We start from the raw sequence: 22,853 nt of genomic DNA, 5'->3' as shown, positions 1-22,853 counted from the left end.
CTTGCCCCGCTCAGCGCACCGGGATGGCGATGGGCCGCAGCGGCGCGGCGTCGCCGCCGCGGATCTTGAGCGGGCCGCCGATGAAGGCGAACTCGTAGACCTTGTCGCGCGACAGATCGTCCAGCGCCACCAGCTCCATGATGGGCACGCCCTTTTGCGCCAGCAGGTAGCTGTGCAGCGGGACGTAGTCGTCGTCCACCTCGGACGGGAACGTCTCCAGGCTCAGGTTGTCGGCGCCCACGATCATGGCGCCGCCTTCCTCCACCAGGAAGCGCGCGGCATCCAGGCCCAGGCCCGGCGGCTTGGCCATGTAGGCCTGGGGCTGGCCGTACAGCTTCATGCGGCCCGTGCGCACCAGCACGATGTCGCCCTCCTGCAGCGTCACCTTCTGGCGTGCCAGCGCATCCTTGAGGTCCTGGCGCGTGATGCGGTACTGGTCGGGCAGCATCTCCAGGCCCTTGGCGGCCGCCACGTCGATCAGCACGCCGCGCGCCACCAGCGGCGGGAATTTCTCTATGCCCGTGCGCTGCCAGCCCCGGTCGCCCAGGTGCTGGTCTGCGCTGAAGCCGTTCCAGATCCTGCCGCGGATGCCGAAGTGGTTGAGCGCATCGATGTGCGTGCCCGTGTGGCTGTACATGGAAAACGCCGTGCCCGTGTAGCTGCGCGTGGCGTTCATGTCCTTGCCCACGTTCATCGGGTCGTCCACCACGGTGCCGCGCGGCGTGTGCGTCATCCAGAACTGGTAGTGCGGATCGCCCGCGTCCTGCCAGCTGGGCATGCCCACGTAGTACTCGGTGGCCAGGTCATAGACCTGCCCGCCCGTGATGCGCTGCAGGATGGCCGCGCGCGAGGCCGGCGTGATCAGGTTCAGGCGGCCGATCTCGTCGGCCGGCCCCCAGGGGCTGGTGCCCACGTCCTGGCGTGCGCCGGCCGGGGGCTCGTGGCCGCCATGGGCCTGGGCCGCGGTGCCCGCGAAGGCGGCGGCCAGGGCGATCACGAGAGAGGGCAGCGCCATGCGGCGAGCGAAGCGTTGGAGAGTCATGCAAGAGTCCTTGGTCTGCTGATAAAGGGCGCGCATGCCGCGCGCGAGGGAAGGCGGAAAACGCCGATGAAAAAAAGCAAAGACGGGGGCGCTCAGGCCGCCAGGAAGTGCAGCCGTTCGCGCAGCGCAGCCAGCGACTGGGTCTGCAGCGGCGGCAGGCCCGGCGCGATCAGCGTGGGAATGGAGCGCAGGCCCATGCGCTGCGCCAGAGCGCGGTCCTGGCGCACCTGCTCCAGCGCCTGGGCGCCTTCCATGCAGCCTGCGAAGGCGTTGCGCTCGAAGCCCGTGCGCGTGGCGATGTCCAGCAGCACTTCGGCGTCGCCGATGTTGCGGTGCTCGCTCATGTGGGCGTGCTGGATGGCGTCGAACAGATCCCAGTGCGCGTCATCGCCGCCCAGGATCTGGGCCGCCTGGCAGGCCAGTGCGCCTGCCATGCCGCTGGGGTACTCGAAGGCCTCGCGGCGCATGCCCTCGATGTCGATGCGGTCCTCGTCGTCATGCTGCGCGCAGGCCTGCCAGTGCTCCAGGATGACCTGCTTGGCGCGCTCCATGGAGCCGAAGGCCGCCACCATCTCGGCGCGCGAGGCCTGCAGCACGAAGCTGCGGTGGCGCACGCGCAGGCCCAGCTCGCGCGCCACCTGGCGCAGGCGTGGCGACATCACGTAGCACCAGCCGCAGACCACGTCATGGAAGAAGTCGATGGCGGGGGCGACCGCAGGCGCCGCTGCGGGCGCCGCCTGCAGGGCCTGCTGCGGCGAGGCGGCCGCCGCATCCTGCGCGGGCAGGGCGCAGGAAAAATCATTGCATTGCGTCATGCTTGTGTCCTTCATGGCTGTGATGGACGGCAAGCGTAGGCCGCAGGCCCGGCGCGAAAAAGGGGCGCGCGCTTGAGGAACTCTTAACGCGGCGTCAACAATCCTCGCCCATGGCGGCGGGCAGCTCCTCGGCCAGGAAGTCCACGAAGGCGCGCACCTTGGGCAGCAGGTGGCGCTGCGTGGGATAGACCGCGTAGACATGGCGGGCCTGCGCGGCCTGGTCCGCAAGGTCCAGTGCGACCAGCTGGCCTGCCGCAATCGCCGGCCGCGCCAGGAACGAGGGCAGGGCGCCAATGCCCAGGCCCGCCACCAGCAGGTCGCGCAGCATCAGGCTGTTGTTGACGTTGGCGCGCGCCTCGGACGGCGCCTGGGGGCTCTCGCCCGCTTCGCGGGGCGCATGCGCCAGGCTGTAGTTCAGCAGCGCATGGCCGCGCAGCGCGGCGGCACTGGCCGGGCGGCCATGCGCCTGCAGATAGGACGGGGCCGCGCACAGCATCTGCGACAGCGAGGCCAGGCGCCGCGCGATCAGCGAGGAGTCCGCCAGCTCCGCGCTCAGGCGGATGGACACATCGAAGCCCTGGCCCACCGCGTCCACCAGCCGGTCTTCCATGGACAGGTCGATCTGCAGCTGCGGATGGCGCTGCATGAAGCGCGCCAGCAGCGGCGACAGCGTGCTCAGCGCAAACGACAGCGGCGCATTCACGCGCAGCCGGCCGGCCACCTGCTGCGACTGCGCGCGCACCGACTGCTCCAGCGCATCGAATTCATCGAGCAGGCGGCAGCACTCGGCGTAGTAGGCCTGGCCCGTGTCGGTCAGGCTCATGCGGCGCGTGGTGCGCTGCAGCAGCACGGCGCCCAGATGGGCTTCGAGCGCGCGCAGCTGCTTGCTCAGCGCGGCCGAGGACAGGTCCAGCGCGTCGGCCGCCTTGGCGATGGAGCCCAGTTCTACGATGCGCCGGAAGGCGCGCAAGGGGGTCAGCGTATCCATGGGGAAAAAGCAAAGAGTGGCGCGCAGCGTAGCAGGCCGCTCGGGTTTGCCGGGGCATGCCTGCGGGGGCAGGGGCGACAATCGCCAGGTACGGCGCGCCCGCCGCGCCTCTTTGTCTTCATCGAATCTGTCCATCCCATGCCCCAGACCACTCCCGCCTGCCCCCAGTGCGGCCTTGAAAACACCTATCCCGACGCCGCCAGCTACATCTGCCCCGACTGCGCCTTCGAATGGCCCATGCAGGCCGAAGAAGAGGCCGGCGAAGCCGCCGCTGGCGACGGCATCGTGCGCGACGCCAACGGCAATGCGCTGGCCGACGGCGATGCCGTGATCCTGGTCAAGGACCTCAAGGTCAAGGGCTCGTCCACCGTGCTCAAGAAGGGCAGCAAGATCAAGGGCATCCGCCTGGTCGATGGCGCCGACGGCCACAACGTGGACTGCAAGACCGAACTGGGCTCCATGCTGCTCAAGTCGGAGTTCCTCAAGAAGGCCTGAGCATGCTGGCGCTGTCGCTTGCGGTATCGGCGGTCCTCGGGCTGCTGGCGCTGTGGGTGTTTGCGCCCCTGTTCATTGCGCTGACCGCTGGCGCGGTGGTGGCCCTGCTGCTGCTGGCACTGGCCGGCCGTACGGGTCTCACGGGTCTCACGGGTCTCACGGGCCGCACCGCGCGCACCCTGCCCGTGGCGGGCTGGTGGGCCGTTGCGCTGTGCGCCGGCGCGGCCTGCGTGGCCATGCTGGTGCTGCTGCCCGACCGGCTCGATGGCGCGCCCTTCCTCGCCTTCGGCATGGGCCTGCTGGCGGCCACCTGCGCGGGGACGCTGGTCTGGTTGACGGGTTGGCTGATCGCCGGGCGGCAGCCTGTGCCGGTGTCCTGGTGGACCGGCTCGGTCCTGGCCGGCCTGGGCGCCTTCCTCGCCCTGCTGCTGGGCGGCCCCGACACGGCGGGCTGGATGGCCTGGCGCGACCAGCTGCGCGGCTACGAGGCCGTGCCGCTGCGCATCACGCTGGCCGAAGCGCCCACGGCGCAGCGCGAGCAGGCCCTGGCCGAACTGCTGCAGCCCTTGCTGGAGCAGGGCAGCCGTGCCGTCAGCCATCGCCAGTCCACGCGCTTCGGCAACTCGGTCGAGCATGCCGTGGTGCCCGCCCGCTGGCGCATCGAGGGCACTCTGCTGGAGGTCATGCTGGCCGAGAAACCGCCCGCGCCCCTGCTCAGCGCCCATGTCGCTTTGCTGGAGCAGTTCGCCGCCAGCGGCCCCGCCCAGGCGGGCCAGGCACCGTCCTGGCTGATGCTGGCCAGCGCCCAATGCCTGCCGCCGCCGCGCCTGCGCGAGCTGTCGCGCCTGCTGGGCCAGGGCAGCGAGCTGCTGGCCCGCGCGCGGCGCTGCACGCAGCAGCGCTCGGCGCAATTGCAGCGCCTGTGGCCGCTGCTGGCCGGCAGCGTGGAGCGCGTGGAAGTGGGCGAGGCGCGGCGCTTTCATCCATGGCTCGGCCTGCAGCGCTGGCAGGCTGTGGCACCTACCGACAATCCGGAACCCTAGGCGGGCTCCACATCCTTCCACTGGCCGGGCTCCAGGCCGTCCAGCGTGTAGGGCCCGATGGCCGCGCGCACCAGCCGCAGCGTGGGGTGGCCAATGGCCGCCGTCATGCGGCGCACCTGGCGGTTGCGGCCTTCGCGGATGACCAGCTCGATCCAGCAGTCGGGAATGTTCTGGCGCACCCGGATGGGCGGGTCGCGCTGCCACAGCACGGGCGGCGGCTCCAGCCGGCGCGCCTGCGCGGGCAGCGTCATGCCGTCGTTGAGCTGCACGCCCTGGCGCAGGGCCTGCAGCGCGGCCTCGTCGGGCAGGCCCTCGACCTGTACCCAGTAGGTCTTCTCCATCTTGAAGCGCGGATCGGCGATGCGCGCCTGCAGCGGGCCGTCATTGGTCAGCAGCAGCAATCCCTCGCTGTCGGCGTCGAGCCGGCCTGCCGCATGCACGCCCGGCACGTCGATGTATTCCTTGAGGCCACGCCAGCGGCCCTCGGGGGTGAACTGGCTGAGTACGCCGTAGGGCTTGTTGAAGCACAGCAGGCGTGAGGGGCCGGTGTCGGGCCGGTCGGCGAAGGCGGTCTGCAGGCGCCGGGATGGGCCCGCAAAGGAGCGCGAGGGAGGGCGTTTTCTGGGTTGCATGGACTCAGCGATTGTCGTCGGGATAGACCGCACGCACGCACTCCAGCCAGGCCCTCGCCGCGCGTGACAGATAGCCGCTGCGCCACAGCTGCACCACGTCCCAGTGCAGTTCAGGCCCCACCAGCGGGCGGCTGGACACGCGCCGGGGGTCGAACCGCGCGATCACGTGCTCGAACATCACGGCCACGCCCACGCCTTCTGCCACCAGGTCGCCGATGAAGTCCCAGTAGCGCGTCTGCAGCCGCACCTGTGGGCTGAAGCCTGCCGCCGCGCAATGTTCCAGCACGGCCTGGTGCAGGGCGAAGTCCGAGGTGTAGAACACAAAGGGCCGCCGGGCCAGCTCGCTCCAGTGCACGGGTGCGTCCGGGTCGGGCACCTCGTGCGCGGCAAAGGCCACGCGTGTCTTCTGGTGGGCGATGGTGCAGTACTCCAGGCCCTCTCCGGCCAGGTCACCACCCGCCTCGCCCGCGCCGTGCAGGCCCAGCGCCATGTCCAGCTTGCCGTCCAGCAGCAGCTGGCGCTGGGCGCGTGCGCCCTGCTCCTGCACATGCAGTTCCACGCCCGGATGCAGTTGCTGAAAGCGCGCGATCACGGGCGCCATGTAGTGCCCGGCCGTGGGCATGATGCCCACGCTCAGGCTGCCGCGCGCAATGCCGTCCACCTCGGCCACCTCCTGCAGCAGCTGGCGTGACTGCTCCAGCACCTGCAGGCCGCGCGCATGGACCACCTGGCCTGCGTCGGTCAGTTGCACACCGCGCCCCTCGCGCAGCAGCAGCGGGCCGCCCAGCTCCTCCTCCAGCGCCCGCACCATCTTGCTGATGGTGGGCTGGGTCACATGCAGCGCCTCGGCCGCACGCGTGAAGCTGTTGCAGCGCACCACCTCGACAAAGTAGCGCAGCGCGCGCAGGTCCATGAGGATTCCTTTTGTGCATGGGAAAAATGGAGATTATTCATTTTACGAATCTGAGTGCAAACCCTAGGATTGCCTCATGTCAAAGATTTCCGCCACGCCCGTCCTGCGGCCGCAGGTGTTTCAGGGCCTGCTGCACCGCTGCTGGCCGCTGCTGCGCGGCGTGCTGCAGGTGGGGCTGCTCAGTGCGCTGTGGGTGGCCATGGAGGCCGTGCGCGCCCATTTCGGCTGGGGCATGCCGGCCGGGCTGATCGGCTTCGCGCTGCTGGCCACGGGCCTGTTCAGCGGGCTGGTCAAGGCGCGCTGGCTGCAGGGCGGCACCAACTGGCTGCTGGCCGAGATGCTGCTGTTCTTCGTGCCCGCCATGCTGGTCGTCACCGAATACACCGACCTGATTCAGCACCAGGGCCTGCGCATCCTGGGCGTCATCGTGGCCAGCACGGCCTGCGTGATGGCCGCCACGGCGCTGGCCGTGGACCGCGTCTACCGGCTGGAGCTGTGGCTGGCCCGGCGCCGCTCCACGCGCGCCGGGCTGCACAGGGAGCAGGAATGAACGCCATGTCCGACCAGACGATAGGCCTGCTGTCGCTGCTGGCCACGCTGGCCTGCTATGCGGCCAACAAGCGCGTGTACCGCCGCCATCCGCATCCGCTGCTCATGCCCATCGTCGCCACGCCCATGGTGCTGATCGCGCTGGCGCTGCTGACCCATGTGCGCTACCCGCAGTACATCGCCCAGACTCACTGGCTGGTTTGGCTGCTGGGCCCCACCACGGTGGCCTTTGCGCTGCCCCTGCACGAAAACCGCCACCTGCTGCGCAAGCACTGGATGTCGATCGCCACCGGCGTGCTCGTGGCCAGTGGCGTGTCCATTGCCACCACCATCTGGTTCGCACAGGCCTTCGGACTGCCCGTGGACCTGCAAAAGGGCCTGGCCGTGCGCTCGGTGACCACCCCCTTCGCCATCGAGGCCGAGCGCGTGCTGGGCGGGCCCACCGACCTGGCCGCGCTGTTCGTGCTGCTCACGGGCGTCAGCGGCATGCTCATGGGCGAGACCATCCTGCGGCTGCTGCCGCACGTGCGCAGCAAGCTGGCTGCGGGCGCCATTCTGGGCGGTGCCGCGCATGGCAGCGGGGTGGCGAAGGCGCGGCAGTTTGGGGATGTGCAGGCGGTGGTTGCTTCGTTGGTGATGATGATTGCGGGGGCGTTGAATGTGGTGGTGGCGCCTTGGGTGAGGGTGCTGTTTTTCTGAAGTGATTTTCTGAATTGATGCGGGAGCTGCCATCCTTGTCCAGGGTTTGATGGCTGGGGCTTTTGGGGGCCTGGCTGTCTTTGGGTTTGGGGCGGGATGGGGCTACCCGTGAGGGCGTCCGCATGCCTTGCACATGGTCTTGACTCCCGCCCACCTTGTTTGCTTTTGGCTTAGGTGCATTTTTTGCCCCTGCCGGGTGGTTGTTTTTCGAGGCCGGGTCTCGGCCCGGCAGCCGACTGCCCTTTCTTGATTCGCCAAGAAAGGTCAGATCAAAGAAGGCGACCCGGATGTCCGCGACCCCTTCGCTGCGCTGCGGGGCAACCTGCGCCGTGGCGGTTGCGGGGTTCGCTGCGGAACTCGCTGCGTTCACTGCGTGAACTCCGCTCAGACAACCGCAGCGAGTCAGATGACGAAGCAGTCCTGTCCTGCGGCAGGACTGCAACCCCGCAACCACCACGGCGCAGGCGCGGACATACGGGGAGTGGGTGCGGGCCTTCGCTGCGCTCGGCCTGGGGCTTCGGGGCGCTTGCGTTCCTGAATGCCTCTATCATTGCGGCGGCCCCCTGTTCAGGGGCTGGTGCGTAAGAACACCTTTAGAGTAAGCGGCGCTGCCTCCCCGTTAGCGAGGCCTTGTCACGTCTGATCACTCGGAAAGAGTGGGCATAGCGCCCGCTCGTCCATGCGGTTTTGGGCGGGATGGGGCTACCCGCAAGGGCGTCCGCACGGCTTGCTCTGTGTTCTTAACATCCCGTCCACCTGTCTGTGCGTAAGAACACGGGTCGGTGGGTTCGATCTCAGCAAGGAGCACGAAACCATGTACGCCGTTTTTCCCTCGGCCTTCTCCATCCAGTGTGCGCGCCGTCCAGGCGTGCCTGCCATGAGAGAGGTCGCTCCATGAATACCGCATCCACAATCCCCACCCAGCCCACACCGCAGCAGTTGAGCCATGCCGTGACCGAAATCGGCCGGCTGACGCTGCAAGGCAGCAGCGAGGTGTACTCGCTGGGCCAGCTGGCGCTGGCCTGGCTGGAGCGGCCCGAGGGCTACCGCAATCTGGAGGTGGTGGCCAATGCGCTGCAGGCCATTTGCGGGGCTGCGCAGCGGATGGAGGAGCTGGTGGAGGACGAGGTCAACCACGTGCATTGCCTGCAGGAAGACCCGGCGTATCTGCGGCGGATAGCGGCTGCTGCGGCGGCGTTTCAGCGCTGATTCGCTGGTCCGCTTGCCAGGGCGCCCCGGGCTGCTGACTCCCGGAATCCGCCCAATGAAAAAGCACCTCGAAAGGTGCTTTTTTCTCGTCAGCCGAATGCTGTTCAGGCCAGCGTGTAGGCGGTCTTCACCGTCGTATAGAACTCCTGCGCATAGCGGCCCTGTTCGCGCGGGCCGTAGCTGCTGCCTTTGCGGCCGCCGAAGGGCACGTGGTAGTCCACGCCGGCCGTGGGCAGGTTGACCATGACCATGCCGGCCTGGCTGTGGCGCTTGAAGTGGGTGGCGTGCTTGAGGCTGGTGGTGGCAATGCCTGCGGCCAGGCCGAAGGGCGTGTCGTTGGCCACGGCCAGGGCTTCCTCGTAGTCCTTGACGCGGATGACGCTGGCCACGGGGCCGAAGACTTCCTCGCGGTTGATGCGCATGGCGGCCTGGGTGTCCACGAACAGGGTGGGCGCCATGTAGTAGCCCTTGTTGCCGCTGCCGGTGTGGCAGGCGGCGGCTGCGCCGCCGGCAGCCAGCACGGCGCCTTCGGCCTTGGCGATTTCCACGTAGCTCAGGTCCTGCTCCAGCTGGGCCTGGCTGACCACGGGGCCCATGTCGGTGCCTGCGGCGCGGGCGTCGCCCACCTTGATCCTGGCCATGCGGGCCTGCAGGGCCTCGATGAAGGCGGGGTAGATCCTGTCGGTGACGATGAGGCGGCTCGATGCCGTGCAGCGCTGGCCCGTGGAGTAGAAGCCGCTTTGCGCGGACAGCTCCACGGCCTGGGTGAGGTCGGCGTCGTCCAGCACGATCTGCGGGTTCTTGCCGCCCATCTCCAGCTGCACCTTCTTGCCGCTTTCCACGCAGGCGCGGGCAATGCCGCGGCCCACGCCCACGGAGCCGGTGAAGCTGATGGCGGCCACGTCGCTATGGCGCACCAGGGCATCACCGATGACACGGCCCGGGCCCATGACGAGGTTGAAGACACCGGCCGGAATGCCCGAGCGGTGAATGATGTCGGCCAGCGCCCAGGCGCTGCCGGGCACCAGGTCGGCGGGCTTCAGGACCACGCAGTTGCCGAAGGCCAGGGCCGGGGCGATCTTCCAGGCGGGAATGGCGATGGGGAAGTTCCACGGCGTGATCAGGCCCACCACGCCGACGGGCTCGCGCGTGATTTCCACGCCGATGCCGGGGCGCACGGAGGGCAGGGTTTCGCCGGCCAGGCGCAGGCATTCACCCGCGAAGAACTTGAAGATCTGGCCTGCGCGGCCGACTTCGCCAATGGCTTCGGGGCGGGTCTTGCCTTCCTCGCGCGCCAGCAGGTCGCCCAGCTCTTCCTTGCGGGCCAGGATTTCGTTGCCGATCCTGTCCAGGGCGTCGTGGCGGGCCTGGATGCCCGAGGTGCTCCAGGCGGGAAAGGCCGCGGCCGCCGCGGCGATGGCGGCTTCCACATCGGCGGCATTGCCCTGGGCGTACTCGCCGATCACATCGGACAGGTCGCTGGGGTTGGTGTTGGCGCTGTAGCCGTCGGCGGCCTTCCATTGGCCGTTGATGAGGTTGTCGTAGCGGGACATGAGGTGCTCCGGGAAAGGGGTAACGGAAGGAAGGGGTCAGCGGACCATGCAGGGGCGCTTGTTGTCGAAGGTCCAGCCGGGAATCAGGTACTGCATGGCCATGGCGTCATTGCGCGCTCCCAGGCCGTGCTCCAGGTACAGGGCGTTGGCGCGCTGCAGCGCGGCGCGGTCCACGGTGACGCCCAGGCCCGGGGTCTTGGGCACTTCGACGAAGCCGCCCTTGATCTGCAGCGGGTTCTGGGTGAGGTACTGGCCGTCCTGCCAGATCCAGTGCGTGTCGATGGCCGTGACCTTGCCGGGCACGGCGGCGGCCACGTGGGTGAACATGGCCAGCGAGATGTCGAAGTGGTTGTTGGAGTGCGAGCCCCAGGTCAGACCCCAGTCGCGGCAGGTCTGGCCCACGCGCACGGAGCCCGCCATGGTCCAGAAATGCGGGTCGGCCAGGGGGATGTCCACGGACTGCAGCGACAGCGCATGCACCATCTGGCGCCAGTCGGTGGCGATCATGTTGGTGGCCGTGGGCAGACCGGTGGCGCGGCGGAATTCGGCCATGACTTCGCGGCCCGAGAAGCCGTTCTCGGCGCCGCAGGGATCTTCGGCATAGGCGAGCACGCCGTGCATGTCGCGCATGAGGCGGATGGCGTCCTTGAGCAGCCAGCCGCCGTTGGGGTCCAGCGTGACGCGCGCCTGCGGGAAGCGCCTGGCCAGCGCGGTGACGGCCTCCACCTCCTGCTCGCCGGCCAGCACGCCGCCCTTGAGCTTGAAGTCGTTGAAGCCGTAGCGCGCGTGCGCCGCCTCTGCCTGGCGCACGATGGCGGCCGGGTCCATGGCGGTCATGTGGCGCACCTGCGTCCAGTCGTCGGTGCCGCTTTTGTCTTCGCCGGGCTGGACGTAGGGCAGGTCGGTCTTGTCGGTGGGGCCGGTGAAGAACAGGTAGCCCAGCATCTCCACGCGGTCGCGCTGCTGGCCTTCGCCCAGCAGGGCCGCCACGGGCACGCCCAGGTGCTGGCCCAGCAGGTCCAGCAGGGCCGACTCCACGGCGGTGACGGCATGCACGGCAATGCGCAGATCGAAGGTCTGCAGGCCGCGCCCGCCCGTGTCGCGGCCGGCCAGGGCCTGCTGCAGGTTCTGCAGCAGCTTCAGGTGGTTGCCCACGGATTGGCCGATGAGCAGCGCCTTGCTGTCCTCCAGCGCCTGGCGTATGCCTTCGCCGCCAGGCACCTCGCCCACACCGGTGTGGCCCGCGCTGTCGTGCACGAGCACGATGTTGCGCGTGAAGTAGGGCGCATGCGCGCCGCTGAGGTTCATGAGCATGCCGTCGCGGCCGGCGACGGGAATGACTTCGATCTCGGTGATGGTCGGGGTGGAGGACATGGCGTGCTCTTGGATCGTTGGATCGGTCTCTGGGAAAAAAAGGGCTATGCGGTGGCGGCGGTGGCCGGCTGCTGCGCGGCCGACCAGGGCACTTCGGCCTCGGGCCGGCCCGTGGCGATGAACTGCGCCAGGTTGCGCAGCACGAGGTCGGCCATGGCGCGGCGGGTTTCATGCGTGCCGCTGGCGATGTGGGGCGCAAGCACCACGTTGTCCTGCGACAGCAGCTCGGCATGGGGGCGTGGCTCGTCCTCGAACACATCCAGGCCCGCGCCTGCGATGCGGCCCTGCTGCAGGGCCTGGACCAGTGCGGCCTCGTCGACCACGCTGCCGCGTGCCACGTTGACCAGAAAGCCCTGCGGGCCCAGAGCGTCCAGCACCTCGGCGTTGACCAGGTGCTGCGTGCCGTCGCCGCCTGCGGCCGTGATGACGAGGAAGTCGGCCCAGCGCGCCAGCTCCAGCAGCGAGGGCTGGTAGAGGTGGGGCGATCCCTCGACCGGGCGGCGGTTGTGATAGGCCACCTCCATGTCGAAGCCGGCCGCGCGGCGCGCCACGGTGGAGCCGATGCGGCCCATGCCGAAGATGCCCAGGCGCTTGCCGCTGGCACGCGTGCGGATGCCGAAGCGGCCCTGGCTCCAGTCGCCCCGGCGCACGAAGCGGTCGGACTCGCTCAGGCCACGCGCGGCGTCCAGCAGCAGTGCGAAGGCCATGTCGGCCACGCAGTCGTCGAGCACGCCGGGCGTGTAGCCCACGCGGGCTCCCTGGCGCAGCAGGGACTCGCGGTCCAGCGCGTCAAAGCCCACGCCGAAGCTGCTCACGAAGCGCAGCTGGGGCAGGGCCTGCACCACGCTCGCGGGCACGCCCATGGCGGCCGAGGTGACCAGGTATTCGAACTGCGCGCCGTGCTCGGCGAGAAAGCGCTCGCGGTCGGGCTGCTCGGACAGCAGCGTCACCTCATAGGCCTGGGCCAGCTCGGCATCGAGCTGGGGCAGCGGCATCTTGCCGAACTGGAGAACGCGTGGACGGGAGGTCGCCATGCCTTGGAATCCTTGGAACTTGCAGGGGCTGGAAGCCCCAGTGAAAAGGGCCTGCGGTGCGCAGGCCAGCGGGAACGGCCCGGGGGCCGGCCCGTTGTTTCCAGCTCAATCAGCGGTGATTTTTCGGGTCTGGATCAGTTGCTTCCAGCGCTCCGATTCCTGGGCCTGGTAGCGCGTGAATTCCTCGGGCGTGTTGCCCACGATCTCCAGGCCCTGCTCCACGAAGCGCTTGCGGATGTCGGGCTGCTGCACGGAGGCGATGGCGGCCTTGGCCAGCTTGGCCTTCACATCGGCGGGCAGGCCCTTGGGTGCGGCCAGGCCTTGCCAGGAATAGACCTCGGCGCCTTTGACGCCGGCCTCGGCCAGCGTGGGCACATCGGGCAGCACGGGCGAGCGCTGGCTGCCGGTCACGGCGATCGCATGCAGCTTGCCGCTGCGCAGATGGGGCAGCACGGCGTTGACGTTCTGGAACGAGAAGTCCACCTGGCCGCCGATCAGGTCGGTGATGGCCGGGGCGCCGCCCTTGTAGGGAACGTGCATGCCTTCGGTGCCGCTTTGCTGCCAGAACAGCTCGGCCGACAGATGGTCCGAGGAGCCGTTGCCCGAGCTCGCGAAACTGATCTTGCCGGGGTTGGCCTTGAGCGCGGCGATGACCTCGGCCACGGTGCGGGCCTTCTGCGCGGGGCTGGCCACGAGCACGTTGGGCGCCTGCACGGGGATGGTGATGTAGTCGAAGTCCTTGCCTGCGTCATAGGGCACGTTCTTGACCAGGTGCGGCGTGACCACGAAGGGGCCCAGCGAGGCCACCAGCAGCGTGTAGCCATCGGCCGGTGCGCGCTTGACGGCGCCCGCGCCGATGGTGCCCGTGGCGCCGGGGCGGTTTTCCACCACGAAGGGCTTGCCCAGCTGCTCGCCCATGCTCAGGGCCATGGCGCGGGCCACGGTGTCGGTGGAGCCGCCAGCCGGGAAGGGCACGATGATGTTGACGGCCTTGTCCGGAAAGCTGCCGGCCGCCTGCGCCGTGAGGGCCAGTGCGGCACCCAGCGCGATCAGAATCTTTTTCATGTTCTTGTCTCCTGGGGGGCGCAAGGGCCGGACTGGCCCCTGCGCCCGGTCTTGTGGCTTATTGGGGGCCGAGCTTGTCGATCAGGGCCTTGAGCTCTTCCAGCTCGGAGGGCTTGAGGTCCGTCAGCGGGGCGCGCACGGGGCCGGCGTCGTGGCCCACCAGCTTGGCGCCGGCCTTGATGATGCTCACGCCGTAGCCTTCGACGCGGTTGCGGATCTTCAGGTAGGGCATGAAGAATTCCTTGAGCAGCTTGTGCTGCGTGGCCATGTCGTCGGTGCGCACGGCTTCGTAGAACGCCATCGCCGTCCTGGGGATGAAGTTGAAGACGGCCGAGGAGTACACCGGCGTGCCCAGGGCCTTGTAGGCGGCCGCATAGACCTCGGCCGTGGGCAGGCCGCCCAGGTAGGCGAAGCGGTCGCCCATCGTCATGAAGATGGAGGACATGGTCTCGATGTTGCCCATGCCGTCCTTGAAGCCCACCAGGTTGGGGCAGCGCTCGGCCAGGATGGCCAGCGATTCGGGCGTGAAGCGGGTGCGGTCGCGGTTGTAGACGATGACGCCGAACTTCACGCTCTTGCAGACCTGCTCCACATGGGCGATCAGGCCTTCCTGGCCGGCTTCGGTCAGGTAGTGGGGCAGCAGCAGGACGCCGTGGGCGCCCAGGCGCTCGGCCTCCTGGGCGTGTGCGATGGCCGTGCGCGTGGGGCCGCCGGCGCCCGCGATGATGGGCACCTTGCCGCGGCAGGTGTCCACGGCGGTCTTGATAATCTGGCCGTATTCCTCGCCGTACAGCGAGAAGTACTCGCCCGTGCCGCCGGCCGCGAACAGCGCGCTGGCGCCGTAGGGGGCCAGCCATTCGAGGCGGGCCGCATAGCCCTTGGCATTGAAGTTGCCGTTGCTGTCGAAGTCCGTCACGGGGAAGGACAGCAGGCCGGAACTCATCACGTCTTTGAGGTCTTGGGGGGTCATGGTGCTCTCGGGAACAAGGGGGGGGAAGAAAGAAAAAGGGGTGGAATCAGTCGAGCTTCAAACCGGCTGTCTGAACCACTTTTTGCCAGCGCTGGCGTTCGGTGGCCAGGAAGCGCGCGGTCTCGGCGGGGTTCATGGTCACGACCTCGGCGCCCTGGCCCGTGAGGCGGGCGCGCACCTCGGGCGAGCGGATGGCGGTGATCAGGGCCTCATGCAGGCGCTGGACCACGGCCTCGGGCGTCTTGGCCGGAACGACCACGCCTTGCCAGGTGCCGGTCTCGAAGCCGGGTACGCCCTGCTCGGCGATGGTGGGCACGTTGGCGGCCAGCGGCATGCGCGTGCCCTTGGACAGGCCCAGCAGCTTGAGCTTGCCGCTTTGCACATGGGGATAGGTGGCCAGCATGCCGTTCATCAGCACCTGGGTCTGGCCGGCCACCGTGTCCTGTATGGACTGCACGCCGCCCTTGTAGGGCACGTATTCCCAGCGGGCGCCCGTGGCGCGCGCCAGTTCCACGCCGGCCAGGTGCGGGGCGCTGCCCGTGGCGGTGACGGCAAAGCTCAGGTCTTCCTTCTTGGACAGGGCCACCAGCTCCTGCAGGTTGTTGGCCGGCACCGAGGGGTGGACCACCAGCAGGTGGGGCGAGTAGGCCAGCATGGCGGTGCCGCGCAGGTCCCGGGACAGGTCGAAGGACAGCTTGGTGTAGAGCGAGGGCGAGATGGCCAGCGCACCCAGGTCGCACAGCATCAGCGTGTGGCCGTCGGGCTGGGCCTTGGCCACCATGTCGGCGCCCAGGTTGCCGTTGGCGCCAGGCTTGTTCTCGATGACCACGGGCTGCTTGAGTTCCGCCGACAGCAGCGGGCCGATGGCGCGCGCAATGATGTCCGAGCTGCCGCCCGGCGGGTAGGGCACCACCAGGCGCAGCGGCCGCGTGGGCCAGTTGCTCTGGGCCAGCGCACCGGCGCCGGTGGCCACGAGGGCGGTGGCGCCAGCGGCGCGCAGGAATTGCTTTCGGCTCAGGGTCATGCTCTTGTCTCCGGGTTTTGTGTTGTCAGTTGTCGTACAACTGGAGCGAATTTTCAACCGAGACATGCATGCCGTGATAAAGGGTTTTCCCTTGGTTGTCTGAATTCCTGTGCCGGCGCCATCTGCCCCGCAGGGCGCGGGGCGGTCCAGGATGCACAGAAGGCGTCAGGAGGCGCTGGTCTTTTGCGCCAGGCGCAGGCGTTCGCGGCTGTTGGTCAGGTGGATGCGCATGGCCGCGCGGGCCGAGTCGGCGTCCTGGCGCTCGATGGCGGCGAGGATTTCCTCATGCTCGCGGTTGACGCGGCGCAGGTAGTCGGGGTCGCGCTGGGGCTGGTGGATGGAGGCGATGCGCGTGCGCGGAATCAGCTGGGCGCCGAAGTGGCGCAGGATGTCGCCGAAGTAGCGGTTGCCCGTGGCCTCGGCGATCTGGGTGTGGAAGGCCAGGTCATGGGCCACCGTGTCCTCGCCGCGCGCAAAGGCGATCTCGAAGGCCTGCAGCGCCGTGCGTATGCCCTGCAGCTGCTCGGGGCTGCGGCGCAGCGCGGCCAGGCCGGCGCTTTCGGTCTCCAGGCTGATGCGCAGCTCCAGCACGGCCATCACGTCCACGGCGGCCGTCAGCTCGTCGGCATTGAGCATCAGCGTGGACGCGGGCTGGGCGGCGCGCACGAAGGTGCCTATGCCATGGCGCGTCTCCACCAGGCCCGAGGCCTGCAGGCGCGACAGCGCCTCGCGCACCACGGTGCGGCTGACTTCGTAGGTCTGCACCAGCGACGATTCCGTGGGCAGCTTCTCGCCTTCGGCCAGCAGGCCGTTGCGGATCTTGCTCGCGAACTCGTCGAACAGCAGGGCGGCCAGATTGCGGCCGCTGCGACCGGACTTTCCTCGCAGGGGAAGCTCGATCGTTGGGGGTGATGCGGGAAATCCCTTTGCCGAACTTTCCATGGTGCTGATCATAATCGCTCCAAGTTGTACGACAACGTATCACAAGACGTCAACGCTTTCGCAGATTTTTCCGATTTTCCGACCCCGTCCGCAGTCCAGATGAGCACCTCCCAAGCGACCCACGCGATCCGCCACGTCCGCATCACGCCCATTGCCTTCCGTGATCCGCCGCTGCTCAATGCGGCCGGCATCCACGAGCCCTGGGCGCTGCGCTCCATCATCGAGATCGAGACGGCCTCGGGCCTGGTCGGCATCAACGAAAGCTACGGCGACCAGCCCATGCTCGATGCGCTGGCCAAGGCCGCGCCCGCGCTGGTGGGGCTGTCGCCCTGGGCGCTCAACGAGATGGAGGCCCGCGTCGCGGCCCTGGTGGCGCCGCCTGCGCTGACGGCGTCGGAGTTCCTGGGCCAGCAGGTGTCGCTGGCGCCGGGCACACATGTGTCCAAGACCGTGGCCAAGGTGGTCAGCGCCTTCGAGGTCGCCATGCTGGATCTGCAGGGCCAGATGGCCGGGGCGCCCATCGTGGACCTGCTGGGCGGGGCGGCGCGCGACAGCGTGCCGTTCTCGGCCTACCTGTTCTACAAGTACGCCGAGCACATCGACAGGCCCTATGGACCAGATTCTTCGCCCGACGCCTGGGGCGAGGCCCTGGCGCCGCAGCAGCTGGTGGAGCAGGCGCGGCGCATGATTGCGCAGTACGGCTTCCAGAGCATCAAGCTCAAGGCCGGCGCGCTGCCGCCCGAGCAGGAAGCGGCCGGCATCCTGGCGCTGGCCGATGCCTTTCCGGGCACGCCGCTGCGCATCGATCCCAATGGCAACTGGACGGTGGAGACCAGCCTGAAGATCGTGCAGCAGCTGCAGGGCGTGCTCGAGTACTACGAGGACCCGGCGCCCGGCCTGGACGGCATGGCGGCCGTGGCACGCGAGTGCGATGTGCCGCTGGCCACCAACATGGTGGTCACGGACTTTGCCGAGTTCCGCCGCAATGCCGACATGGGCTGCCCCGTGAAGATCGTGCTCAGCGACCACCACTACTGGGGCGGGCTGCGCGCCACGCAGCGCCTGTCCACGCTGTGCCGCACCTTCGACCTGGGCCTGTCCATGCACAGCAATTCCCACCTGGGCATCAGCCTGGTGGCCATGACGCACCTGTGCGCCAGCGTGCCCCTGCTGACCTATGCCTGCGATACGCACTACCCCTGGCAGGACGAGGAAGTGGTCGAGGGCGGCCGGCTGCAGTTCGAGCAGGGCAGCCTGCGCGTGCCCACGGCGCCCGGCCTGGGTGTGCGGCTGGACCGCGAGGCCCTGGCCCGCCTGCACGACAACTACCTGCACTGCGGCATCCGCAACCGCGACGACCTGGGGCAGATGCGCAAGTACGACCCCGCGTTCACCGGCCACCAGCCGCGCTTCTGAACCCGCTTTCACACCATTCCAACGACAAGCCCTTCCCGGAGACAAGCACCATGCAACGCCGCACACTCATCCAACATTCCCTCGCCAGCGCCCTGCTGCTGGGCACGGCCCTGGCCGCCATGCCGGCCGCAGCGCAGGGCAACTGGCCCACGGGCAAGCCCATCACCTACCTGGTGCCGTTCCCGCCTGGCGGCAATACCGATACGCTGGCGCGCGTGATCGCCCAGCCGCTGAGCAAGGCCCTGGGCACGCCCGTGGTGATCGAGAACAAGGGCGGCGCGGGCGGCAGCGTGGGCTCGGCCATTGCGGCGCGCGCCCCGGCCGATGGCTACACCATCCTGGGCGGCACCATCAGCTCGCACGCCATCAATGTGAGCCTGTACGCCAAGCTGGACTACGACCCGGTCAAGTCCTTCACGCCGGTGGCCATGCTGGGCTCGGGCCCGCTGGTGCTGGTGGTGCCGGCCTCCAGCCCCTACAGGACGCTGGCCGACGTGCTGGCCGCCAGCAAGGCCAAGGCAGCGGCGGGCGGCCTGACCTCGGCCTCGCCGGGCAGCGGCACCTCCAACCACATGGCGCTGGAGCTGCTGGGCTACCAGACGGGCGTGAAGTTCACCCACGTGCCCTACAAGGGCAGCGGCCCGGCCGTGCAGGACGTGATCGGCGTCCAGGTGGACATGATGTTCGACACCGCCCTGGTCGTCGGCCCCCATGTGCAGGCCGGCAAGCTGCGTCCCATCGCCGTGACCAGCTCCAAGCGCCTGGAATCCCTGCCCGATGTGCCCACCATCGCCGAGGCCGGCGAGAAGGGCTTCGACATGGGCTCCTGGCAGGCCGTGTTCGCGCCCGCAGGCACGCCGGGCCCCATCGTGGAGCGGCTGCATGCGGAGATCATGAAGATCGTGGCCACGCCCGAGGTGCAGGCGCGCCTGAAGAACTTCGGCATGCTGCCTTCGCAGATGACGCCGGCCGAGCTGGGCGAGTTCCAGAAGGCCGAGGTGGTCAAGTGGGGGAAGGTGATCAAGGCTGCTGGAATTAAAGCAGAGTGACCCCCTGAGGCGCTTCGCGCCTTCCCCCTTCTCGCTTCGCGGAGGGGGACAACGCCTTCGGCTGGGCGCCCCCGCCGCGAGGCGGCTCTTGCTCGGCGTTCCTGAGTTGGGACGTGACGGTTGCGAGGGCTGCACTCCGATTGCGACAGGCCCCTAGAAAATTGAGACATTGCCATGAGTACCCCACTTCCTCTTTCCATCCGCATGCATCCGGCCGACAACGTGGCCATCGTGGCCAATGACGGGGGGTTGCCTGCGGGCACGGTGATGCCCGGGGGGCTGGTGCTGGTCGACAAGGTGCCGCAGGCGCACAAGGTGGCGCTGGTGGACATTGCCGAGGGCGGCGAGGTGCGCCGCTACAACGTGGTGATCGGCTATGCGCTGCAGGCCATTGCTGCGGGCAGCTGGGTGCATGAGCGGCTGCTGCGCATGCCGGGGGCGCTGTCTCTTGAGGGGTTGCCGATCGCCACGGTGCAGCCGCCCGAGCTGCCGCCGCTGACGGGCTACACCTTCGAGGGCTACCGCAATGCCGATGGCACGGTGGGCACGCGCAATATCCTGGCCATCACCACCACGGTGCAGTGCGTGGCCGGGGTGCTGGATTTCGCGGTGGGCCGCATCAAGGCCGAGCTGCTGCCGCGCTATCCGAATGTGGACGATGTGGTGGGCCTGGAGCACAGCTATGGCTGCGGCGTGGCCATCGATGCCGTGGGCGCCGAGATTCCGCAGCGCACGCTGCGCAACATCAGCCACAACCCGAATTTTGGCGGCGAGGTGATGGTGGTGAGCCTGGGCTGCGAGAAGCTGCAGCCCGAGCGGCTGCTGCCGCCGGGGTCCTTCCCCATCGTCGATGAGCGCGAGCCCGCGCTGGACGTGGTCTGCCTGCAGGACGAGGCGCATGTGGGCTTCATGTCCATGGTGGACTCCATCATGGGCCGCGCCAGGGTGCATCTGGAGCGGCTGAACGCGCGCCGGCGCGAGACCGTGCCGGCCAGCGCCCTGGTGGTGGGCGTGCAGTGCGGCGGCAGCGATGCGTTCAGCGGCGTCACGGCCAATCCGGCCGTGGGCTTTTGCACCGATTTGCTGGTGCGCGCAGGCGCCACCGTGATGTTCAGCGAGGTGACCGAGGTGCGCGACGGCATCGACCAGCTCACATCGCGCGCCTCCAGCCCCGAGGTGGCCCAGGCCATGATCGAGGAGATGGCCTGGTACGACGCCTACCTGGACAAGGGCCGCGTGGACCGCAGCGCCAACACCACACCGGGCAACAAGAAGGGCGGCCTGTCCAACATCGTCGAGAAGGCCATGGGCTCCATCATCAAGAGCGGCACGGCTCCCATCACCGGCGTGCTGTCGCCGGGCCAGCGTCTGGCCGACCGGGGCATCCAAAGCGGCCTGGTCTATGCAGCCACGCCGGCCAGCGACTTCATCTGCGGCACGCTGCAGCTGGCCGCCGGCATGAACCTGCATGTGTTCACCACGGGCCGGGGCACGCCCTACGGCCTGGCCCAGGTGCCCGTGATCAAGGTGGCCACGCGCAGCGACCTGGCGCGGCGCTGGCATGACCTGATGGATGTGAACGCGGGCCGCATCGCCGAGGGCCAGGCCAGCATCGAGGACGTGGGCTGGGAGATGTTCCGCCTGATGCTGGACGTGGCCAGCGGCCGCAGGAAGACCTGGGCCGAGCAGTGGAAGCTGCACAACGCCCTGGTGCTGTTCAATCCAGCGCCCGTGACCTGAGCCGCGCGTACAGGCCCCTGTCGGCACAGGCTGACAGGGCGCCGGTGCGCCGCTGCGCACAATGGGGGCCATGCCCTCAGATACCCCGGAAACTCCCCCCGCCTCGTCCTGGTCCGCACGCCTGGACCGGCTGCTGGAACTGAACCCGCTGCGCGCCATGTGGAACGCCGTGCAGCTGTGGCTGGACGCCGATGGCCTGCGCATGAGCGCCGCCATGTCCTTCTACGGCATCCTGAGCCTGGCGCCGCTGCTGCTGCTGCTGGTCGGCGTGCTGGGCTGGTGGGTGGACCGCAGCTATGTGGAGCACCAGCTCATCGACCAGGTGCAGGACGTGATCGGCGAGCGCGGCGCCCAGGTGGTGCGCGGCGCGCTGGAAAGCGCCCAGCGGCCCGACGAGGGGCGGCTGGCTTCGCTGTTCGGCTTCATCCTGCTGATGTCGGGCGCCACCGGTGTCTTCGTGGAGCTGCAGTCCGCGCTGGAAAGGCTCTGGACCTCCAACGGCGAGCCGCCGCCGCCCAAGGCCGTGTGGTGGCGCATGGCCGCGCTGCGGCTGCGCGGCCTGACCTATGTGCTGGCGCTGGGCTTCTTGCTGCTGGTGTCCATGGCCCTGTCCACGGCCATCCAGCTGATCACCAACTGGGCCGGCACCAAGCTGCAGATGCAGCCGCTGGGGCCGCTGGTCAGCCTGATCAACGAGTGCGTGTCCTTCGGCATCACCGTGCTGCTCTTCGTGGGGCTGATGCGCATAGGCGGCGGCCCCAAGCCCCGGCTGCGCTATCTGATCTTCGGTGCCATCATCGGAGCCCTGCTGTTCACGCTGGGCAAGCAGGCCCTGGCCTGGTACCTGGCCACGGCGGCCGTGGTCTCGGCCTATGGCGCGGCGGGCTCGCTGGTGGTGCTGCTGATGTGGATCTACTTTTCCTCGGCCATCCTGCTGCTGTCGGCCGCCACGGCCAAGGCCTTCAGCGATGCCGGCGTGCGCTTCACCCACCCCATCCGCTGGGCGCCGCCCGCCGAGGCGGCCAGCGCCGGGGACACTCCGGGCGGCAAGGGCTGAGTTCCCGCATTTCGACGAAGATGAACGCCTGCGCCGCGGCCCGCAAAGCCGCGGCGCAGGCGTTTGGGCAATGGAACAATGCAGCAAAGTCCCCTGGCACCAAGGCCGGGGGCCAAGGACAAGATGGACCGATTGCAGACCATGCGGGTATTCCAGACCGTGGCCGACGAGGCCGGGTTTTCGGCGGCGGCGCGGCGCCTGGACATGTCCGTGCCCACGGTCACGCGCCTGGTGGCCGACCTGGAGCAGCACCTGGGCACGCGGCTGCTGCAGCGCACCACGCGAAGCGTCTCGCTGACCGAGGCTGGCGAGGCCTACCTGGAGCGCGTGCGCGGCATCCTGGCCGATGTGGAGGATGCCTTCAGCCTGGCCCAGGCGCACACGCTGGAGCTGTCTGGCGCCGTGCGCGTGCTCACGCCGCCCGTGTTCGCCGAGCATGTGCTGGCGCCGCTGGTGGCGGACTTCCACCGCCTGCATCCGCGCATCTGCATCGAGGTCTTCGTGGAGTCGGCCAGCGAGGCGGCCGTGGGCGAATACGACATCACCTTCGTCAATGCCGAGGAGGGCTACGACGGCAACGTGGTGGCCCGGCCCATCGTTACCACCTGCGGCCTGGCCTGCGCCGCGCCCGAGTACCTGGACGCCCATGGCGTGCCTGTCGTGCCCGAGGACCTGGCCGGCCACCAGTGCCTGCTGCGCCGGCGCATCCAGGGCCGCTCCGACATGCTGCGCATGCGCCGGCTCGACGGCAACGCGGGCGAGGTCGAGGTGGCCGTGCGCCCCGTGCTGGTGGCCAACCACACGGGCACGCTGCTGCGCGCCACGCTGGACGGCGCGGGCATCAGCACCCAGCCGCTGGACCTGATCGCGCGCCACCTGCGCTCGGGCCGGCTGCGCCATGTGCTGCCCGAATGGACCACGGGCCGATTCACGCTCTACGCCACCCTGCCCACGCGCAAGTTCATGCCGGCGCGCGTGCGCAGCTTCCTCGACTTCGTGGCCGAGCACACGCAGCGCTCCATGCAGGGCCTGCCCGAGAACCTGCCGGCGCTGTCCATCTAGCGTTCCCCGCTCCTGCCGGCCTGCGCCTGTCATCTAGGTTACTGCCGCAGCGGTTTGCGCCTCGGGGTTTCCCAGGTGAATTCCGCTGTGCGGAATCTTCGGGTTGATGGTGCACGGCACCGCCTCCTAAGCTGGTTCACAGCAAACAAGGAGGCAAGGCAATGCGAGAACAGACCCTGGTC

General features: G+C 68.9%; 22 protein-coding genes. 10 read left to right on the top strand and 12 right to left on the bottom strand.

Annotated features, from left to right (window positions below; all coding sequences use genetic code 11):
• Positions 1-10: 10 nt before the first annotated feature.
• From HFGMBDPB_RS12820 to HFGMBDPB_RS12810, 3 genes are all read right to left on the bottom strand, one after another.
• On the bottom strand, positions 11-1,042 hold the full coding sequence (locus HFGMBDPB_RS12820) for a cyclase family protein (RefSeq protein WP_016448695.1): 1,032 nt from the start codon (positions 1,040-1,042) through the stop codon (positions 11-13).
• Between the two features lie 92 nt (positions 1,043-1,134).
• Positions 1,135-1,857: a DsbA family oxidoreductase gene (locus HFGMBDPB_RS12815; RefSeq protein ID WP_016448694.1), complete on the bottom strand. Its 723-nt coding sequence runs from the start codon at positions 1,855-1,857 to the stop codon at positions 1,135-1,137.
• A 94-nt stretch (positions 1,858-1,951) separates the two neighbouring features.
• The gene (locus HFGMBDPB_RS12810; protein ID WP_013800119.1) at positions 1,952-2,845 is read right to left on the bottom strand and encodes a LysR family transcriptional regulator; all 894 of its coding nucleotides are present in this window, start codon (positions 2,843-2,845) and stop codon (positions 1,952-1,954) included.
• Positions 2,846-2,983: 138 nt separating this feature from the next.
• Between HFGMBDPB_RS12810 and HFGMBDPB_RS12805 the strand changes: the two genes are divergently transcribed.
• Both HFGMBDPB_RS12805 and HFGMBDPB_RS12800 read left to right on the top strand, forming a co-directional pair.
• Positions 2,984-3,340, top strand: coding sequence for a zinc ribbon domain-containing protein YjdM (locus HFGMBDPB_RS12805; RefSeq protein WP_016452161.1), 357 nt, complete (start codon positions 2,984-2,986; stop codon positions 3,338-3,340).
• Positions 3,341-3,342: 2 nt separating this feature from the next.
• Entirely contained in the window at positions 3,343-4,383 is a 1,041-nt protein-coding gene (locus HFGMBDPB_RS12800; RefSeq protein WP_212645521.1) for a hypothetical protein, read from the top strand.
• On the opposite strand, the gene HFGMBDPB_RS12795 is transcribed toward HFGMBDPB_RS12800, so the two are convergent.
• Together HFGMBDPB_RS12795 and HFGMBDPB_RS12790 are read right to left on the bottom strand one after the other, a co-directional pair.
• Positions 4,380-5,015, bottom strand: a complete 636-nt coding sequence (locus tag HFGMBDPB_RS12795; RefSeq protein WP_012202181.1) for a pseudouridine synthase — start codon at positions 5,013-5,015, stop codon at positions 4,380-4,382. The genes HFGMBDPB_RS12800 and HFGMBDPB_RS12795 overlap by 4 nt on opposite strands.
• Before the next feature lie 4 nt (positions 5,016-5,019).
• Positions 5,020-5,928 (bottom strand): LysR family transcriptional regulator, encoded by a 909-nt coding sequence (locus tag HFGMBDPB_RS12790; RefSeq protein WP_012202182.1) that lies wholly within the window; start codon positions 5,926-5,928, stop codon positions 5,020-5,022.
• Between the two features lie 76 nt (positions 5,929-6,004).
• Here HFGMBDPB_RS12790 and HFGMBDPB_RS12785 point away from each other — a divergent pair, with 76 nt between their 5' ends.
• From HFGMBDPB_RS12785 to HFGMBDPB_RS12775, 3 genes are all read left to right on the top strand, one after another.
• The gene (locus tag HFGMBDPB_RS12785) at positions 6,005-6,478 is read left to right on the top strand and encodes a CidA/LrgA family protein (RefSeq protein WP_074921234.1); all 474 of its coding nucleotides are present in this window, start codon (positions 6,005-6,007) and stop codon (positions 6,476-6,478) included.
• A 5-nt stretch (positions 6,479-6,483) separates the two neighbouring features.
• Positions 6,484-7,176, top strand: coding sequence for an LrgB family protein (locus HFGMBDPB_RS12780; protein ID WP_061287476.1), 693 nt, complete (start codon positions 6,484-6,486; stop codon positions 7,174-7,176).
• 894 nt (positions 7,177-8,070) lie between these two features.
• Positions 8,071-8,385 (top strand): hypothetical protein, encoded by a 315-nt coding sequence (locus HFGMBDPB_RS12775; RefSeq protein ID WP_209670583.1) that lies wholly within the window; start codon positions 8,071-8,073, stop codon positions 8,383-8,385.
• 104 nt (positions 8,386-8,489) lie between these two features.
• On the opposite strand, the gene HFGMBDPB_RS12770 is transcribed toward HFGMBDPB_RS12775, so the two are convergent.
• The 7 genes from HFGMBDPB_RS12770 to HFGMBDPB_RS12740 form a co-directional block, all read right to left on the bottom strand.
• On the bottom strand, positions 8,490-9,938 hold the full coding sequence (locus HFGMBDPB_RS12770; RefSeq protein WP_017405270.1) for an aldehyde dehydrogenase family protein: 1,449 nt from the start codon (positions 9,936-9,938) through the stop codon (positions 8,490-8,492).
• Between the two features lie 36 nt (positions 9,939-9,974).
• Positions 9,975-11,312: an enolase C-terminal domain-like protein gene (locus tag HFGMBDPB_RS12765; RefSeq protein ID WP_034366542.1), complete on the bottom strand. Its 1,338-nt coding sequence runs from the start codon at positions 11,310-11,312 to the stop codon at positions 9,975-9,977.
• A 44-nt stretch (positions 11,313-11,356) separates the two neighbouring features.
• Positions 11,357-12,346, bottom strand: coding sequence for a 2-hydroxyacid dehydrogenase (locus tag HFGMBDPB_RS12760; protein ID WP_016448684.1), 990 nt, complete (start codon positions 12,344-12,346; stop codon positions 11,357-11,359).
• A 105-nt stretch (positions 12,347-12,451) separates the two neighbouring features.
• Positions 12,452-13,411, bottom strand: a complete 960-nt coding sequence (locus tag HFGMBDPB_RS12755; protein WP_212645520.1) for a Bug family tripartite tricarboxylate transporter substrate binding protein — start codon at positions 13,409-13,411, stop codon at positions 12,452-12,454.
• Positions 13,412-13,469: 58 nt separating this feature from the next.
• Positions 13,470-14,381: a 5-dehydro-4-deoxyglucarate dehydratase gene (gene kdgD / locus HFGMBDPB_RS12750; protein WP_016448682.1), complete on the bottom strand. Its 912-nt coding sequence runs from the start codon at positions 14,379-14,381 to the stop codon at positions 13,470-13,472.
• A 46-nt stretch (positions 14,382-14,427) separates the two neighbouring features.
• The gene (locus HFGMBDPB_RS12745) at positions 14,428-15,405 is read right to left on the bottom strand and encodes a Bug family tripartite tricarboxylate transporter substrate binding protein (protein WP_026062356.1); all 978 of its coding nucleotides are present in this window, start codon (positions 15,403-15,405) and stop codon (positions 14,428-14,430) included.
• Between the two features lie 165 nt (positions 15,406-15,570).
• Positions 15,571-16,359: a FadR/GntR family transcriptional regulator gene (locus HFGMBDPB_RS12740; RefSeq protein WP_016452152.1), complete on the bottom strand. Its 789-nt coding sequence runs from the start codon at positions 16,357-16,359 to the stop codon at positions 15,571-15,573.
• Positions 16,360-16,446: 87 nt separating this feature from the next.
• Here HFGMBDPB_RS12740 and HFGMBDPB_RS12735 point away from each other — a divergent pair, with 87 nt between their 5' ends.
• From HFGMBDPB_RS12735 to HFGMBDPB_RS12715, 5 genes are all read left to right on the top strand, one after another.
• On the top strand, positions 16,447-17,763 hold the full coding sequence (locus HFGMBDPB_RS12735) for a glucarate dehydratase family protein (protein WP_016452151.1): 1,317 nt from the start codon (positions 16,447-16,449) through the stop codon (positions 17,761-17,763).
• A gap of 50 nt (positions 17,764-17,813) precedes the next feature.
• Positions 17,814-18,812 (top strand): Bug family tripartite tricarboxylate transporter substrate binding protein, encoded by a 999-nt coding sequence (locus tag HFGMBDPB_RS12730; protein ID WP_212645519.1) that lies wholly within the window; start codon positions 17,814-17,816, stop codon positions 18,810-18,812.
• 174 nt (positions 18,813-18,986) lie between these two features.
• Positions 18,987-20,552, top strand: coding sequence for a galactarate dehydratase (gene garD, locus HFGMBDPB_RS12725; RefSeq protein WP_043792259.1), 1,566 nt, complete (start codon positions 18,987-18,989; stop codon positions 20,550-20,552).
• Positions 20,553-20,622: 70 nt separating this feature from the next.
• A complete protein-coding gene (locus tag HFGMBDPB_RS12720) occupies positions 20,623-21,609 on the top strand; it encodes a YihY/virulence factor BrkB family protein (protein WP_046238973.1) in 987 nt (328 codons plus the stop codon).
• Between the two features lie 123 nt (positions 21,610-21,732).
• Positions 21,733-22,671, top strand: a complete 939-nt coding sequence (locus tag HFGMBDPB_RS12715) for a LysR family transcriptional regulator (RefSeq protein WP_016448675.1) — start codon at positions 21,733-21,735, stop codon at positions 22,669-22,671.
• The last annotated feature ends 182 nt before the right edge of the window (positions 22,672-22,853 follow it).

It is taken from the genome of Delftia sp. PE138, from assembly GCF_018320755.1.
In the GTDB taxonomy this organism is placed as follows: domain Bacteria; phylum Pseudomonadota; class Gammaproteobacteria; order Burkholderiales; family Burkholderiaceae_C; genus Comamonas; species Comamonas tsuruhatensis.
The sequence above is the reverse complement of the archived record's forward strand: the minus strand, read 5'-3'. Positions and strand labels throughout refer to the sequence as shown.

What these genes read in the sequence shown, in the direction of transcription:
- HFGMBDPB_RS12715 (WP_016448675.1), top strand. Translation starts at nt 21,733, where the DNA reads ATGGACCGATTGCAGACCATGCGGGTATTCCAGACCGTGGCCGACGAG.
- HFGMBDPB_RS12810 (WP_013800119.1), bottom strand. Translation starts at nt 2,845, where the DNA reads ATGGATACGCTGACCCCCTTGCGCGCCTTCCGGCGCATCGTAGAACTG.
- HFGMBDPB_RS12795 (WP_012202181.1), bottom strand. Translation starts at nt 5,015, where the DNA reads ATGCAACCCAGAAAACGCCCTCCCTCGCGCTCCTTTGCGGGCCCATCC.
- HFGMBDPB_RS12815 (WP_016448694.1), bottom strand. Translation starts at nt 1,857, where the DNA reads ATGACGCAATGCAATGATTTTTCCTGCGCCCTGCCCGCGCAGGATGCG.
- garD (WP_043792259.1), top strand. Translation starts at nt 18,987, where the DNA reads ATGAGTACCCCACTTCCTCTTTCCATCCGCATGCATCCGGCCGACAAC.
- HFGMBDPB_RS12770 (WP_017405270.1), bottom strand. Translation starts at nt 9,938, where the DNA reads ATGTCCCGCTACGACAACCTCATCAACGGCCAATGGAAGGCCGCCGAC.
- HFGMBDPB_RS12740 (WP_016452152.1), bottom strand. Translation starts at nt 16,359, where the DNA reads ATGATCAGCACCATGGAAAGTTCGGCAAAGGGATTTCCCGCATCACCC.
- HFGMBDPB_RS12780 (WP_061287476.1), top strand. Translation starts at nt 6,484, where the DNA reads ATGTCCGACCAGACGATAGGCCTGCTGTCGCTGCTGGCCACGCTGGCC.
- HFGMBDPB_RS12755 (WP_212645520.1), bottom strand. Translation starts at nt 13,411, where the DNA reads ATGAAAAAGATTCTGATCGCGCTGGGTGCCGCACTGGCCCTCACGGCG.
- HFGMBDPB_RS12745 (WP_026062356.1), bottom strand. Translation starts at nt 15,405, where the DNA reads ATGACCCTGAGCCGAAAGCAATTCCTGCGCGCCGCTGGCGCCACCGCC.
- HFGMBDPB_RS12805 (WP_016452161.1), top strand. Translation starts at nt 2,984, where the DNA reads ATGCCCCAGACCACTCCCGCCTGCCCCCAGTGCGGCCTTGAAAACACC.
- HFGMBDPB_RS12765 (WP_034366542.1), bottom strand. Translation starts at nt 11,312, where the DNA reads ATGTCCTCCACCCCGACCATCACCGAGATCGAAGTCATTCCCGTCGCC.
- HFGMBDPB_RS12720 (WP_046238973.1), top strand. Translation starts at nt 20,623, where the DNA reads ATGCCCTCAGATACCCCGGAAACTCCCCCCGCCTCGTCCTGGTCCGCA.
- HFGMBDPB_RS12760 (WP_016448684.1), bottom strand. Translation starts at nt 12,346, where the DNA reads ATGGCGACCTCCCGTCCACGCGTTCTCCAGTTCGGCAAGATGCCGCTG.
- HFGMBDPB_RS12800 (WP_212645521.1), top strand. Translation starts at nt 3,343, where the DNA reads ATGCTGGCGCTGTCGCTTGCGGTATCGGCGGTCCTCGGGCTGCTGGCG.
- HFGMBDPB_RS12820 (WP_016448695.1), bottom strand. Translation starts at nt 1,042, where the DNA reads ATGACTCTCCAACGCTTCGCTCGCCGCATGGCGCTGCCCTCTCTCGTG.
- kdgD (WP_016448682.1), bottom strand. Translation starts at nt 14,381, where the DNA reads ATGACCCCCCAAGACCTCAAAGACGTGATGAGTTCCGGCCTGCTGTCC.
- HFGMBDPB_RS12785 (WP_074921234.1), top strand. Translation starts at nt 6,005, where the DNA reads ATGTCAAAGATTTCCGCCACGCCCGTCCTGCGGCCGCAGGTGTTTCAG.
- HFGMBDPB_RS12730 (WP_212645519.1), top strand. Translation starts at nt 17,814, where the DNA reads ATGCAACGCCGCACACTCATCCAACATTCCCTCGCCAGCGCCCTGCTG.
- HFGMBDPB_RS12775 (WP_209670583.1), top strand. Translation starts at nt 8,071, where the DNA reads ATGAATACCGCATCCACAATCCCCACCCAGCCCACACCGCAGCAGTTG.
- HFGMBDPB_RS12735 (WP_016452151.1), top strand. Translation starts at nt 16,447, where the DNA reads ATGAGCACCTCCCAAGCGACCCACGCGATCCGCCACGTCCGCATCACG.
- HFGMBDPB_RS12790 (WP_012202182.1), bottom strand. Translation starts at nt 5,928, where the DNA reads ATGGACCTGCGCGCGCTGCGCTACTTTGTCGAGGTGGTGCGCTGCAAC.